Raw genomic sequence first — 14,661 nt, forward strand, 5'->3', positions numbered from 1 at the left:
GCGGCACGACGGTGGGGCGATGGGCTGGGCGGGAGTCATGCCTTTGATACTCACATGCGGCGTAAGGTTGATTAAAGCAGTGAATGGCAACCTTTACATCGTACCTGGCTAAACATTGCCTGGAAGGCCGCTCGTTCAATGTGGGAGCGGCCCTTTCGCGACTCAAGGCTGCTCCCACAGGGATCGTGCAGGCAGCAGAAAATCGGCAAATCTGCGACAATCGCCCGACTTACCGAATGCCGATCATGAAAAAGCAGGCTCACCTGCATCACTAAAAAGCCCCATGACTGACCACGCCATCGACAAACTGCTGCAAAACCTCGACCACGCCATGATTGCCGACCGTCATCGTCTGCGCCGGCAACTGCACGAACTGCGCAAGCGTCCCGATGAGGCAAAGCTGGCGCAGTGGGTGGAAAAGGTTCAGGCCTCCTGCGCCCAGGTCACCGCGCGCCAGCAAAGCGTGCCAACCGTGCGCTACGACGACAACCTGCCGATCGCCGCCAAGCGTGAGGAGATCAAGAAGGCCCTGGCCGAACACCAGGTGCTGGTGATTGCCGGTGAAACCGGCTCGGGCAAGACCACCCAGTTGCCGAAGATCTGCCTGGAACTGGGCCGTGGCAGCCATGGGTTGATCGCCCACACCCAGCCACGCCGGATCGCCGCGCGCAGCGTGGCGGCGCGGGTCGCCGAAGAGCTGGGCACACCCTTGGGCGGGCTGGTTGGCTACCAGGTGCGCTTCGAAGACCAGAGCGATGCCAACACCCTGGTCAAGCTGATGACCGATGGCATCCTGCTGGCTGAAACCCAGCATGACCGCTTCCTCGAGCGCTACGACACGATCATCGTCGACGAGGCCCACGAGCGCAGCCTGAACATCGACTTCCTGCTCGGCTACCTGAAGACGCTGCTGCATCGCCGGCCGGACCTGAAACTGATCATCACTTCGGCCACCATCGACCTGGAGCGCTTCTCCAAACACTTTGACGGCGCGCCGATCATCGAGGTGTCCGGGCGCACCTTCCCGGTGGAAACCTGGTACCGCCCGCTGACCAGCGAGCAGGACGAGGAAGGTAACCAGATCGAGGACGACCTCACCGTCGACCAGGCCATCCTCGCCACCCTGGATGAAGTGGCGCAGCATGAGCGCAGCGAGGGCAAAAGCCCCGGCGATGTGCTGATCTTCCTGCCGGGCGAGCGGGAAATCCGCGATGCCGCGGAGATCCTGCGCAAGGCGCAATTGCGCCACACCGAGATTCTGCCGCTGTACGCGCGGCTGTCGCCTGCCGAACAGCAGCGCATTTTCCAGCCGCACACCGGGCGCCGCGTGGTGCTGGCCACCAACGTCGCCGAAACCTCGCTGACCGTACCTGGCATCCGCTATGTGATCGACACCGGTACCGCGCGGATCAGCCGCTACAGCTACCGCGCCAAGGTCCAGCGCCTGCCCATCGAAGCGGTGTCGCAGGCCAGCGCCAACCAGCGCAAGGGCCGTTGCGGCCGGGTCGAACCGGGCATATGCGTGCGGCTGTACAGCGAAGAGGATTTCAACAGCCGGCCAGCGTTCACCGACCCAGAGATCCTGCGCACCAACCTGGCGGCGGTGATCCTGCAGATGCTGCACCTGCGCCTGGGCGCTATCGATGCCTTCCCGTTCATCGAGCCGCCGGATGGCAAGGCCATCAGCGACGGCTTCAACCTGCTGCAGGAGCTTTCGGCGGTCAACCGCGAGAACCAGCTGACGCCTATCGGCCGCCAGCTGGCGCGTTTGCCAATCGACCCAAGGTTGGGCCGCATGCTGCTCGAAGGCGCACGCCAGGGCAGCTTGCAGGAAGTGCTGATCGTCACCAGTGCGTTGTCGGTGCAGGACCCGCGCGAACGCCCGCCAGAGCGCCAGCAGGCCGCCGACCAGGCGCACGCACAGTGGAAAGACGTGGACTCCGACTTCGCCGCGCTGGTCAACCTGTGGCGTGGTTTTGAGGAACAGCGCCAGGCATTGACCGCCAACCCGCTGCGCAACTGGTGCCGCAAGCACTTCCTGAACTACTTGCGCCTGCGTGAGTGGCGCGATGCCCATCGTCAGCTGGCGCTGATCTGCCGCGACCTGCAGTTGACGGTGAACAAGGAACCGACCGACTACCAGAAGCTGCACAAGGCGATCCTTAGCGGGCTGCTCAGCCAGATCGGCCAGAAGACCGAAGAAGGCGACTACCAAGGCGCCCGCCAGCGGCGCTTCTGGGTGCACCCGTCGTCGGGCCTGGGGCGCAAGCGCCCGCAGTGGGTAATGGCTGCCGAGCTGGTCGAAACCACCAAGCTGTATGCACGCATGGTGGCCAAGATCGAACCGGACTGGATCGAGCCGCTGGCCGGTCACCTGATCAAGAAGAACCACTTCGAGCCGCACTGGGAGAAGAAGCGCGGGCAGGTGGTGGCCTATGAGCAGATCACCCTCTACGGGCTGATTCTGGTCGGCCGTCGGCCTGTGCATTACGGCCCGATCGACCCGGTCACCGCACGCGAGCTGTTCATCCGTGAAGGCCTGGTGGGCGGCGAGATTCAGTCACGGGCCAAGTGCCTGGCGGCCAACAAACGCCTGCTTGAAGAGCTCGACGAGCTGGAGGCCAAGGCTCGTCGGCGCGACATCCTGGCTGACGAAGAAACGCTTTATGCCTTCTACGAAGCGCGTCTGCCGGCGGAAATCCATCAGACCGCGACCTTCGACAGCTGGTACCGCATGGGCAGCCAGAAGGACGCCAACCTGTTGATCATGCGCGAGGAAGACGTGCTGGCCCGTGAGGCTAGCGAAGTGACCGCCGCGCAGTACCCTGACAGCCTGCAAGTGGGCGAGCTGCGCCTGCCGCTGAGTTACCACTTCGAGCCCGGCCACCCCCGCGATGGCGTTACCGTGCGGGTGCCGGCGCCGCTGCTGCCAAGCTTGCCGGGCGAGCGCCTGGAATGGTTGGTGCCAGGCCTGCTGGAGGCCAAGTGCGTGGCGCTGGTGCGCAACCTGCCCAAGGCCCTGCGCAAGAACTTCGTACCGGTGCCGGACTTCGTCAAGGCGTCGCTGGCGCGCATGACCTTCGGCCAAGGGGCACTGCCGCAGGCCCTGGGCCAGGAGCTGTTGCGCATGACCGGTGCGCGCGTGCCGGACGAGGCCTGGGACGAATCGGTCAACTTGGTCGAAGGCCATCTGCGCATGAACATCGAGGTGGTCGATGGCCAGGGCAAGTTCCTGGGCGAAGGCCGTGACCTGGCCGAACTGACCGCGCGCTTTGCTGCCGCCAGTCAGGCTGCCCTGGCCGTGCCGCGTGATGCGAAAAGCGAACAGCCGGTGCAGGCCAAGGCCTTCAGCGAAGTGAAGCAGACCGCTCAGCAGAAGATCGCCGGCCTGTCGATGACCGTGTACCCGGCGCTGGTGGAAGACAACGGCACTGTACGTGAAGGGCGCTTCTCGACCCAGGCCGAAGCCGAGTTCCAACACCGCCGAGCATTGCAACGGCTGTTGTTGCAGCAATTGGCCGAGCCGGCCAAGTTTCTGCGTGGCAAGCTGCCGGGGCTGACTGAACTGGGCCTGCTGTACCGTGAATTGGGCCGGGTCGAGGCGCTGGTCGAAGACATTCTGCTGGCCAGCCTGGACAGTTGCATCCTCGAAGGCGAGCAACCGTTGCCACGTGATGGTGCGGCCTTGGCCGGGCTGGCCGAGCGTAAGCGCGGTAGCTGGGCCGAGCATGCCGAGCGCCTGGCACGCCAGACGCTGGAGGTGTTGAAACTGTGGCATGGCCTGCAGAAGCGCTTCAAGGGCAAGATCGACCTGAGCCAGGCGGTGGCACTGAACGACATCAAGCAGCAGTTGGGCAACCTGGTTTACCCGGGCTTCGTGCGCGAAACGCCAGGGGCCTGGTTCAAGGAACTGCCGCGTTACCTCAAGGCGGTGGAGCTGCGCCTGGAGAAGCTGGGGTCGCAAGTGCAGAAGGACCGGGTGTGGAGCGGTGAGCTGGCCAACCTGTGGGCGCAGTACAAGGCCCGTGCCGACAAGCATGCCCAGGAAGGCAAGCGCGATGAGCAACTGGCCTTGTACCGCTGGTGGCTGGAGGAATATCGGGTGTCGCTGTTTGCCCAGCAGCTGGGGACCAAGGTGCCGATTTCCGACAAAAGATTGAGCAAACAATGGAGTCAGGTGGAAGGCTAAACTTCCACAGTTGTGGCAATATTGATGCAATTTTGGGCCGCTTTGCGGCCCTTCGCGGGCACGCCCGCTCCCACAGGTACAGCAGTGTTCTCGGGGGCGACGCGATCCTTGTAGGAGCGGGCTTGCCCGCGAACGAGGGCGCAGCCCTCGCCTTTAAATTGGTACTAAAGTGCCATTATCCTGTCATGTTTCCAGCCAGCGCCCTGTGGCGATGGCCTTTGACCAGAGGAACGACCGTGCATAACGTCGTGATCAGCGGCACCGGCCTGTACACCCCGGCCCAGAGCATTTCCAACGAAGAACTGGTGGCCTCCTTCAACGCCTGGTCGCAGCAATTCAACCAGGACAACGCCGCCGCCATCGAGCGTGGTGAAGTCGAAGCGGCGCCGCTGTCCGATGCGGCATTCATCGAAAAGGCCTCCGGCATCAAAAGCCGCTTTGTCATGGACAAGGCCGGTATCCTCGACCCGCAGCGTATGAAGCCACGCCTGCCAGAGCGCAGCAACGATGAGCCGTCGGTGCTCTGCGAAATGGCCGTGGCTGCTGCCCGCCAGGCCCTGGAGCGCGCTGGGCGCACCGCTGCCGATGTCGACGGGGTGATCGTCGCCTGCTCCAACCTGCAGCGCCCGTACCCGGCCATTGCCATCGAGGTGCAGCAGGCGCTGGGTATCCAGGGCTTTGCCTTCGACATGAACGTGGCGTGTTCGTCGGCCACCTTCGGCATCCAGACCGCCGCCAACAGCGTGGCCCTGGGCCAGGCCCGGGCAGTGCTGATGGTCAACCCGGAGGTGTGCACCGGCCACCTGAACTTCCGTGACCGTGACAGCCATTTCATTTTCGGTGATGCCGCCACCGCGGTACTGATCGAGCGTGCCGACCAGGCCACCTCGGCGCACCAGTTCGACATCGTCAGCAGCAAGCTGTGGACCGAGTTCTCCAACAACATCCGCAACAACTTCGGTTTCCTCAACCGTGCGGCGGAAGAGGGCGAAGGCGCAGCGGACAAGCTGTTCATCCAGGAAGGCCGCAAGGTGTTCCGCGAGGTGTGCCCGAAAGTGGCCGAGCTGATCGGTGAGCACCTGCAGGAAAACGGCCTGCAACCGAGCGATGTGAAGCGTTTCTGGCTGCACCAGGCCAACCTCAGCATGAACCACCTGATCGTCAAGAAACTGCTGGGACGTGAAGTGGCCGAGCAAGATGCACCGGTGATTCTGGACCGTTACGCCAATACCAGTTCGGCCGGGTCGGTGATTGCCTTCCACCTGTACCAGGATGACCTGGCCAAGGGCTCGCTGGGTGTGTTGAGCTCGTTTGGTGCGGGGTATTCGATTGGTAGCGTGATTCTGCGCAAGCGCTGATTGCTTGGGGCCGCTTTGCGGCCCATTCGCAGCACAGTTTCACAGGCAAAAAAAAGCGGGAAACGCCGGATGGGGTCGGCGTTTCCCGCTTCAGGTGAAGCAGAGGCGTTTGCAGCTTAGAACTTGGCTTCCAGGTCTACCTGCAGGGTGTCTACGTCAGCATCGCTGTTCGGCAGGTTGGAGTAGTCGGTCTTGGCCATCATGTAGGCCGCGCCCAGGGCGAAGTTCTTGTCGATTTCGTAACCCACTTTGAACTTGTGGCCACGGGAACCGGTGAAACCGTTGCCGAAGTCAGAGTCGGTGAACAGGCTGACGACACCGTTGCGCTGCACGTCGCGGTAGTTGTAGTCCAGGCTCCAGGCACCGATCTTGCTCTTCAGGCCGGCCAGCCATGCCTTGTCCTTGCCATCGGTGCTTTCGGTGTTCTTGACGAACTGGCCGTAAGCCGACAGAGGGATGGCGAAGCCGGTAAAGTCGACCTGACCGAAGCCTTCCACCAGGTTGAATTCGTCGGTGGTGTTGCCCAGCGAGCGCAGGGCTGCCGAGGCCTTGTCGTTGTCGTAGCCGTAGATGCTGCCACCAACGGTAACCTTGACGGTATCCGCCGCGTTGAACTTGGTACCCAGCTGGGCCGCATACAGCTGTGCGTCGTGCTTGAACTGCACGCCGTCGCCGTCGACGTTGTCCTTCAGGTTGTAGTGGCCGATGCTGCCGAACACTTCGGCCGGGCCGAGGTTGGTCTTGTAGGTGGCGGCCACACCTTCCGGGTTGATGTCGCTGTCCCAGATGATGTCGCCCATGCTCACCCATGGCTGCATCATCTTGCCGCCGATCAGGTGCAGGTTCGGCACGGCGGTCGGGTGCCAGTCGAGGTACGCCAGGTCGACCCACAGCGATTTCTTCTCGAAGTAGTTGTCCAGGCTCTGGTTGGTCGAGCGGGCGTCGGCGCTGCTGCCGGTGGCCACACGCACACCGGCGTCGACCTGCGGGTTGATCTCGCTGTAGAAGCCGACACGGGCACGTACGCGCTCACGGTCCTGGTTACCACTGCGGGAGATCGGGTTGTCGACGTTGACGTCTTCGTAGCGCAGGCGCACGTCACCCTTGATCTGGGTCTTGGCGGCCCATGCCACTTTTTGTTCAAAGGAGCTCATACGTTCGGACTGAGCTTTCTGGTCGGCCTTTTCCTTGGTTTCTTTTGCCAGGTCGCCCTGCAGTTCGTTGTACTGCGCCTGGTTGATCGAGCCATTGGCGCGGAGCATTTCGAGCAGCTTGGCGTCGACAGCAGCACTGGCCGGGGCGCTCAGAGCCAGCATCATGCCGGTGAGGCTCACTCCGGTAAGTGTAGAAACAAGACGCATAAGGTTCTCCCTACTGAAAAAAATGGGGGAGGCTCAAGCGCCTGCCCCTGCGTTGGCATGTCTTCGGAAAGGGCCTGAATAGACAGGTTCTGGGGTTCCGGAAAACAGGCGCAAGTATTGCGGGGGGCAATGACAGATTAATGTCTAATTAGTGGCACTGTTGTTAAGTAATTGAGAATAAAAGGATCAGCCTGGCGATCGTCATTTGAGTGGCGGGCATTCCTTGGGGATACTGAAGGCCTTCAGACAGCGAGCCGAAACCGTGACCAGCCTGTACAGCCTTGCCCATTTACGTGATCTTCCGGCGACCACCTGGGATGCCCTGGTGCCAGCCGGTCAACCGTTCCTGCGCCATGCATTTCTCAGTGCCATGGAGGACAGCGGCAGCGTGGCGCGCAACACCGGCTGGGCCGCCGAGCACCTGGTGCTGGAGCGTGACGGGCAGGTAAGGGCGCTGTTGCCGGCGTACCGCAAGTGGCACTCGTTTGGCGAGTACGTGTTCGATCATGGCTGGGCCGATGCCTGTGAGCGGGCCGGCATCGCCTACTACCCCAAGTTGCTCGGCGCGGTGCCGTTCAGCCCGGTCAGCGGGCCACGCCTGCTGGCGGCTGACCCGGCTGACGGCTTGCTGATGCTGCAGGCCCTGCCGGAGTATCTGGGCAAGGGCGGGCTATCCGGTGCGCACATCAATTTCACCGACCCGGCACTGGATGCGCAGCTGGCTGGCTTGCCTGGCTGGATGGAACGCCTGGGTTGCCAGTTTCACTGGCAAAACAGAGGGTATCGCGACTTCCAGGACTTTCTCGACAGCCTCAGCTCACGCAAGCGCAAACAGATGCGCAAGGAGCGCGAGCAGGTGGCGGGGCAGGGCATCGACTTTCGCTGGTACCGCGGCGATGAGCTGGACGAGGCGCAGTGGGATTTCGTCTTCCTGTGTTATGCCAACACCTATGCGGTGCGCCGCCGTGCACCTTACCTGACCCGCGATTTTTTCAGCCTGCTGGCCGAGCGCATGCCCGAGGCCGTGCGTGTGGTAATGGCGCGCCAGGGCGGGCGTGATGTGGCGATGGCCTTGAGCCTGGTAGGTGGCGACAGCCTGTTCGGCCGTTACTGGGGCTGCCTGGATGAGTTCGACCGGCTGCATTTCGAGACGTGTTTCTACCAGGGCATGGACTTTGCCATTGCCGAGGGCTATCAGCGTTTCGATGCCGGGGCACAGGGTGAGCACAAGCTGATTCGCGGGTTCGAGCCGGTGTTGACGCGCTCCTGGCATTACCTGCTGCACCCAGGACTACGGCGGGCGGTGGAGGAATTTCTGCAGCAGGAGCGGGAAGGGGTGAAGGGGTATGCCGAGGAGGCCAGGGAGATGTTGCCCTATCGTCGGGACTGAGTTGTTTCAGGCTGCCACCCATCCTGTGGGAGCCTAATCGACCCCGACAAAGCCCCCGGTCTGGTGGTGCCACAAGCGGGCATACAAGCCTTGTTGCTCCAGTAGCTCACTGTGGCTGCCACTTTCGACAATCCGCCCCTTGTCCAGCACCACCAGCCTATCCATGCGGGCAATGGTCGACAGCCGGTGGGCGATGGCAATCACTGTCTTGCCCTGCATCAGCGTCTCCAGGCTTTCCTGAATCGCTGCCTCCACTTCCGAGTCCAGCGCCGACGTGGCTTCGTCCATGATCAGGATCGGCGCATTCTTCAACAGCACCCGGGCGATGGCGATGCGCTGGCGCTGGCCACCCGACAACTTGACCCCGCGTTCACCTACATGGGCATCGAAGCCGGTGCGCCCCTGGGCGTCCGACAGCTGCGGGATGAACTCGTCGGCGCGGGCACGACGCACGGCTTCGAGCAACTCGGCCTCGCTGGCGCCGGGGCGGCCATATAGCAGGTTGTCGCGGATCGAGCGGTGCAGCAACGAGGTGTCCTGGGTGATCATGCCAATTTGTGCGCGCAGGCTGGCCTGGCTCACTTGGGCAATGTCCTGGCCATCGATGAGGATGCGCCCACCCTGCACGTCGTACAGGCGCAGCAGCAGGTTGACCAGGGTCGACTTGCCCGCCCCGGACGGGCCGATCAAGCCGATTTTCTCGCCTGGGCGAATGTTCAGGTCAAGCCCTTCGATAACGTAGGCGGCTTTGCCGTAGTGGAAATCGACGTCCTCGAATCGCACCGCGCCTCGGCTGACCTTGAGTGCCGGCGCATTGGGCAGGTCGGTGACCGTGACTGGCTGGGCGATGGTCTGCAGGCCGTCCTGGACCATGCCGATGTTCTCGAAGATGCCGTTGACCACCCACATGATCCAGCCCGACATGTTGACGATACGGATCACCAGGCCGGTGGCCAGGGCGATGGCGCCGACCGTGATCATTGATTGGCTCCACAGCCACAGCGCAAGCCCCGTGGTGGTGACCACCAGCAGGCCATTGAGGGTGGTGATGACCACGTCCATGCTGGTGACCACGCGCGATGCAAGCTGGGTTTTTTCGGTCTGTTCGCGGATCGCTTCGCGTGCGTATTGCTGTTCGTAATCGGTGTGGGCGAACAGCTTCAGGGTGGCGATGTTGGTGTAGCCATCGACGATGCGCCCCATCAGCTTGGAACGGGCGTCGGAGGAGATCACCGAGCGTTCCTTGACCCTTGGCACGAAGTAGAAGAGCGCGGCGATGTAGCCGACGATCCACAGCAGCAGCGGCAGCATCAGGCGCCAGTCGGCCTCGGCGAACAGCACCAGCGAGGTGATGGCGTAGATCAGCACGTGCCACAGCGCGTCCACGGCCTGCACAGCGGAGTCGCGCAGGGAGTTGCCGGTCTGCATGATGCGCTGGGCGATGCGCCCGGCAAAGTCGCTTTGGAAGAAGTTCAGGCTCTGCTTGAGCACATAGGTGTGGTTTTGCCAGCGGATCAGGCTGGTCATGCCGGGGTTGATGGTCTGGTGCACCAGCAGGTCGTGCAGGCCGAAAAACACCGGCCGCAGCAGCAGGATCACCACCAGCATCCAGATCAGCTCGCCACTGTGCTCGCTGAAGAAGTTGGCATTGGGCGTGCCCTGGGCCAGGTCGATGATGCGGCTGAGGTAGCTGAACATCGCCACCTCGATCAGGGAGGCGAACAGGCCGACCACCAGCAGGGCCAGGAAGCTAGGCCACACCTGGCGCAGGTAATACAGGTAGAACGGCCACACGGTAGTCGGCGGTGACTCGCTGGGGGCTTCGCGAAAAATGTCGATCAGTTGCTCGAAACGGCGGTACAGCATGGGTAACGGCACTCCTGTTCCATCCTGCCCTCAGGCGGTTTCACGTCCCTGTGAAGCCTGCGGTCAGTCGATGCGTTTGGCCGACTTGATGTACACCGGGTCCGCCGGTACATCGCGCATGCCTTTCTTGATGGTGGTCGGCGAATTGACGATCTGGTCGACCACTTCCATGCCCTTGGTCACCTTGCCGAATACGGCGTAGCCACGGTCACGCCCTGGGTTGAGGAAATCGTTGTCGGCCACGTTGATGAAGAACTGGCTGGTGGCGGAGTTCGGGTCCGAGGTGCGCGCCATCGACAGGGTGCCACGGGTGTTCAGCAGGCCATTGCTGGCTTCGTTCTTGATCGGGTCGTTGGTGTTCTTCTGCACCATCTGGTCAGTGAAGCCGCCGCCCTGCACCATGAAGCCCGGGATCACCCGGTGGAAAATCGTGTTGTTGTAGAAACCGCTGTCGACGTATTGCAGGAAATTCTTCGTGCTGACCGGTGCCTTCTCGGCGTTCAGCTCGATTTCGACCTGGCCGAAGCTGGTGTCCAGCAGAACGTGCGGGGTCTTGTCAGAGGCCATGACGCTGGTGGCGAAGGCGACCGAACAGGCGGTGAGCAGGAGTTTTTTCAGCATGGGCTCAAAGATCCTTGAGAGGTGGAGGCGGCTGCGAGGAACTGCAGCAGGGTCTGGTTGAAGACCTCGGGTTGATCGAGGGGGGTAGCGTGCCGGGAATCGTCGACGACGACCAGCCTGGCATTGGGCATAAGGGCGACGTAGCGTTCTTTCAGTTGTATCGGGGTGTAATCGTGGTCGGCGGCGATGACCAGGGTAGGACAGTGGATCTGCCCGATGCGTTCCTGCACGCCCCAGTCGACAATGGCGTCGAAACTCTTGAGGTAGGCGCGTTTGTCATTGCATGCCCAGCGCTGGGCCATCGTCTGCCGCAGGTTTGCTTGTCGGGGCTTGGGGAACAGCCGCTCGGCCAGGCCCTTGCCCACGGTTTCGACACTCAGGACACGCGCCAGGCCCCAGCGCTTGAACCACCATACCCAGTCACTGCGGGTGCGGCGCTTGACCTCGGGGGCACTGTTGACGATGCACAAGCTGCGCAGCCATTGCGGGTGGTCGACGGCAAACTGGAAGCCGATCATGCCACCCATGGACAGGCCGACGAAGTGTACGGGGCCTGTGTGCAGGTGTTCGAGCAAGGCCAGCAGGTCGGCACTGAAGGTGGCGATCTGGTAACCGTCGCGGGGTTTATCGGAACGGCCGTGGCCACGGATGTCCATGAGGATTACCCGGTAGTGGCGGCTGAGCGCCGGCACCTGCAACTCCCAGTCCTGGCAGCTTGAGCCCAGACCGTGCAGCAACACCAGGGGTTCGCCCTGGCCATATTCCTCGTAATGCAGTGCGCATCCTTCGTGTTCGAAATAGGCCATGGGCGCGGTCCTCTCAAGCTTGTGGGGGGGCTGCGAAGGGCACGTCCAGTGGCGCGGTGTCGAAATTGCGCAGCAGGTCGATGAGAATCTGCGTAGCCGGGCCCAGGGTCTTCTCTTTGCTCGAATAAAGGTAGAACAGCGGGTGACGGCTGCCACCCTGATCTAGCGGTAAAGGCTTGAGCACGCCTTCGCGCAGTTCGCGCTCGATCATGTGCCGGGGCAGCCAGGCAAAGCCCAGGCCGCTGCTGACGAAGGTGGCAGCGGTGCCCAGGCTGCCGACGGTCCAGCGTTGTTCGGCACCCAGCCAGCCGACGTCGCGTGGCTGGGCGCGGCCGGAGTCGCGGATCACCACCTGCAGTTGGCTTTCCAGGTCCTGGAAGGTCAGTTCGCGGCCCAGGCGGTGCAGGCTGTGTTCGGGGTGAGCGACGGCGACAAACTCGACCGCGCTCAGTTCGGCGCCCAGGTAGCCGCCGATGCTGTAACTGCTGATGGCCAGGTCGGCGATGCCTTCGTGCATCACTTCTTCTACGCCAGACAGCACTTCTTCACGCAGGCGCACCCGGCAGCCGCGGCTCTGTGGCATGAATGCGGCCAGCGCGCGCACCAGGCGGGCACTGGGGTAGGCGGCATCGACCACCAGGCGCACTTCGGCTTCCCAGCCCTGTTCCATGTGGTGGGCAAGGTCTTCGAGCTGGCTGGCCTGCTTGACCAGGTGGCGCGAGCGGCGCAGCAGCACATTGCCGGCCTCGGTCAGCACCGCCTTGCGGCCATCGATGCGCAACAGCGGCACACCCAGTTGCTCTTGCATGCGGGCCACGGTGTAGCTGACCGAGGACTGCGAGCGGTGCAACGCCTCGGCGGCCTGGGCAAACCCGCCGTGATCGACCACTGCTTGCAGGGTTCGCCACTGGTCTAGGGTTACGCGCGGCGCTTTCATCTTTCGCTCCTGTTGTCCTAAGCTGCGCTCTTTCAAGGAGAGCGGCCGATGAAGAAATGTTGTGCGGCAATACTGATGTGCCTGCCCCTCGCGGCCATGGCGTACCCCATCGATGTGGAGAAAGAGCTGACCGGGGTCAAGCTCGACTACACCGCCTATGACACGGCCTACGACATCGGCGCCATCACCCTCAACAACTATGGGCAGGTCCCGGTGGCGTGCAAGGTGACCTTTCGCAATGGCCCGGAGGCACCGCGCGTGCGACGGGTGAACGTACCGGCCGGTAAAAGCGTCGATGTCACCGCCAAATTCAATCGGCAGATCATCAAGCTGCGGATCGCCTTGAGCTGCAGCGCGGAACAAACTGATTAATCGATTGATTGAACCCACTTTTTACGCTTTTTTATCGATAGGTCAAGCCTTAATCTCACCTCCATCGAATCGCAACCCTATTTGCCGATGGAGGCACCCCATGTCCCGCGTACTGATCATCGAAAGCAGCGCCCGCCAGCAGGATTCCGTTTCCCGTCAGCTGACCGCTGATTTCATCCAGCAATGGCAGGCTGCTCACCCGGCCGATCAGATCACGGTGCGCGACCTGGCGGTCAACCCGGTGCCGCATCTGGATGCCAACCTGCTGGGTGGCTGGATGAAACCCGAAGAACAGCGCAGCGCCGCCGAATTGGATGCCCTGGCCCGATCCAACGAATTGACCGATGAGTTGCTGGCAGCCGACGTGCTGGTGATGGCCGCACCGATGTACAACTTCACCATCCCCAGCACCCTCAAGGCCTGGTTGGACCATGTGCTGCGCGCCGGCATCACCTTCAAGTACACGCCTACTGGCCCACAAGGCCTGCTGACCGGCAAGCGCGCCATCGTCCTGACTGCCCGCGGCGGTATCCATGCCGGTGCCAGCAGCGACCACCAGGAACCGTACCTGCGCCAGGTGATGGCCTTCATCGGTATTCATGATGTCGACTTCATCCATGCCGAAGGCCTGAACATGAGCGGCGAATTCCACGAGAAGGGCCTCAACCAGGCCAAGGCCAAGCTGGCGGCGGTAGCCTGAGATTCACTGAATTCCCAACCCTGACACCTGTTGTTGCTCCTTTGGGTGTATCTGCCCGGCCTGCATGGCCGGTTTTTTTTTGCCCGGCATTTTGTGCAGGCCAGTGCAGCCCCTACATTCCTCATGGTTGAACTCATTTGCCGCAACCCGCTAAGGTCGCGGCCTTGATTCACGAGAGGCAACCATGGGCTACCTGATAATCGTCGCGCTGATCCAGGCGTTTTCCTTCAGCCTGATCGGCGAGTACCTGGCCGGGCACGTCGACAGCTACTTCGCTGTGCTCGCACGGGTACTGTTGGCGGGCCTCGTGTTCCTGCCGCTGACCCGCTGGCGCCAGGTCGAGCCGCGCTTCATGCGCTCGATGCTGCTGATCGGCGCGCTGCAGTACGGCATCACCTACGTCTGCCTGTACCTGAGTTTCCGCGTGCTCACGGTGCCAGAGGTGCTGCTGTTCACCATTCTCACGCCGTTGCATGTGACCCTGATCGAAGACGCCATGAACCGGCGCTTCAACCCTTGGGCGCTGCTGGCCGCGCTGGTTGCGGTGGCGGGCGCCGGGGTGATCCGCTTCGACAGCATCAGCGGCGAGTTCTTCATCGGCTTCCTGTTGCTGCAGCTGGCCAACTTCACCTATGCCGCCGGCCAGGTGCTGTACCGCCACCTGGTTGCGCGCTACCCCAGCGACCTACCGCATTACGCCCGCTTTGGCTATTTCTACCTCGGCGCCTTGCTGGTGGTGCTACCGGCCTTTTTGTTGTTCGGCAACACGCAACACCTGCCGAGTACCGATGTGCAATGGCTGGTGCTGCTGTTCCTGGGCCTGTGCCCGACCGCGCTGGGGCTGTACTGGTGGAACAAGGGCGCATGCCTGGTTTCTGGCGGCACACTGGCGGTGATGAACAACCTGCATGTGCCGGTCGGGCTGCTGCTGAACCTGCTGATCTGGAACCAGCACGAGCCGCTGGGGCGGCTGTTCATCGGCGGCGGGATCATCCTGGCGTCGGTGTGGCTGAGCCGCCTGGGTGGCCGTGCGCAGGCGCCGATGGCCGGCAAGGCCTGAC

11 protein-coding genes are annotated in these 14,661 nt (G+C 62.6%); 6 read left to right on the forward strand and 5 right to left on the reverse strand.

Translation table 11 applies throughout. The annotated features are described in order from the left end of the window. The first annotated feature begins 283 nt into the window (after positions 1-283). Together hrpA and APH35_RS21390 are read left to right on the forward strand one after the other, a co-directional pair. A complete protein-coding gene (gene hrpA, locus APH35_RS21385; RefSeq protein ID WP_060492953.1) occupies positions 284-4,189 on the forward strand; it encodes an ATP-dependent RNA helicase HrpA in 3,906 nt (1,301 codons plus the stop codon). A 236-nt stretch (positions 4,190-4,425) separates the two neighbouring features. Continuing rightward, entirely contained in the window at positions 4,426-5,547 is a 1,122-nt protein-coding gene (locus APH35_RS21390; RefSeq protein ID WP_012273626.1) for a beta-ketoacyl-ACP synthase III, read from the forward strand. 116 nt (positions 5,548-5,663) lie between these two features. On the opposite strand, the gene APH35_RS21395 is transcribed toward APH35_RS21390, so the two are convergent. Then, entirely contained in the window at positions 5,664-6,908 is a 1,245-nt protein-coding gene (locus APH35_RS21395) for a putative porin (RefSeq protein WP_012273625.1), read from the reverse strand. 262 nt (positions 6,909-7,170) lie between these two features. Between APH35_RS21395 and APH35_RS21400 the strand changes: the two genes are divergently transcribed. After that, the gene (locus APH35_RS21400; RefSeq protein ID WP_060492956.1) at positions 7,171-8,298 is read left to right on the forward strand and encodes a GNAT family N-acetyltransferase; all 1,128 of its coding nucleotides are present in this window, start codon (positions 7,171-7,173) and stop codon (positions 8,296-8,298) included. A 33-nt stretch (positions 8,299-8,331) separates the two neighbouring features. On the opposite strand, the gene APH35_RS21405 is transcribed toward APH35_RS21400, so the two are convergent. The 4 genes from APH35_RS21405 to APH35_RS21420 form a co-directional block, all read right to left on the reverse strand. Continuing rightward, positions 8,332-10,164, reverse strand: coding sequence for an ABC transporter ATP-binding protein (locus APH35_RS21405; RefSeq protein WP_012273623.1), 1,833 nt, complete (start codon positions 10,162-10,164; stop codon positions 8,332-8,334). A 63-nt stretch (positions 10,165-10,227) separates the two neighbouring features. Next, positions 10,228-10,785: a peptidylprolyl isomerase A gene (locus APH35_RS21410; RefSeq protein WP_012273622.1), complete on the reverse strand. Its 558-nt coding sequence runs from the start codon at positions 10,783-10,785 to the stop codon at positions 10,228-10,230. Beyond that, on the reverse strand, positions 10,779-11,591 hold the full coding sequence (locus APH35_RS21415; RefSeq protein ID WP_060515446.1) for an alpha/beta fold hydrolase: 813 nt from the start codon (positions 11,589-11,591) through the stop codon (positions 10,779-10,781). The genes APH35_RS21410 and APH35_RS21415 overlap by 7 nt, the downstream gene beginning before the upstream one ends. Before the next feature lie 13 nt (positions 11,592-11,604). Continuing rightward, on the reverse strand, positions 11,605-12,528 hold the full coding sequence (locus APH35_RS21420) for a LysR family transcriptional regulator (RefSeq protein ID WP_012273620.1): 924 nt from the start codon (positions 12,526-12,528) through the stop codon (positions 11,605-11,607). A gap of 48 nt (positions 12,529-12,576) precedes the next feature. Between APH35_RS21420 and APH35_RS21425 the strand changes: the two genes are divergently transcribed. The 3 genes from APH35_RS21425 (at position 12,577) to APH35_RS21435 (ending at position 14,660) form a co-directional block, all read left to right on the forward strand. Continuing rightward, the gene (locus APH35_RS21425; protein WP_060515447.1) at positions 12,577-12,900 is read left to right on the forward strand and encodes a hypothetical protein; all 324 of its coding nucleotides are present in this window, start codon (positions 12,577-12,579) and stop codon (positions 12,898-12,900) included. Between the two features lie 100 nt (positions 12,901-13,000). Beyond that, entirely contained in the window at positions 13,001-13,600 is a 600-nt protein-coding gene (locus APH35_RS21430; RefSeq protein WP_060492949.1) for an FMN-dependent NADH-azoreductase, read from the forward strand. Positions 13,601-13,784: 184 nt separating this feature from the next. Then, a complete protein-coding gene (locus APH35_RS21435; RefSeq protein WP_012273617.1) occupies positions 13,785-14,660 on the forward strand; it encodes a carboxylate/amino acid/amine transporter in 876 nt (291 codons plus the stop codon). Position 14,661: the final 1 nt, after the last annotated feature.

Origin of the sequence: Pseudomonas sp. NBRC 111132 (genome assembly GCF_001320565.1) — a bacterium.
Taxonomy (GTDB): Bacteria; Pseudomonadota; Gammaproteobacteria; order Pseudomonadales; family Pseudomonadaceae; genus Aquipseudomonas; species Aquipseudomonas putida_P.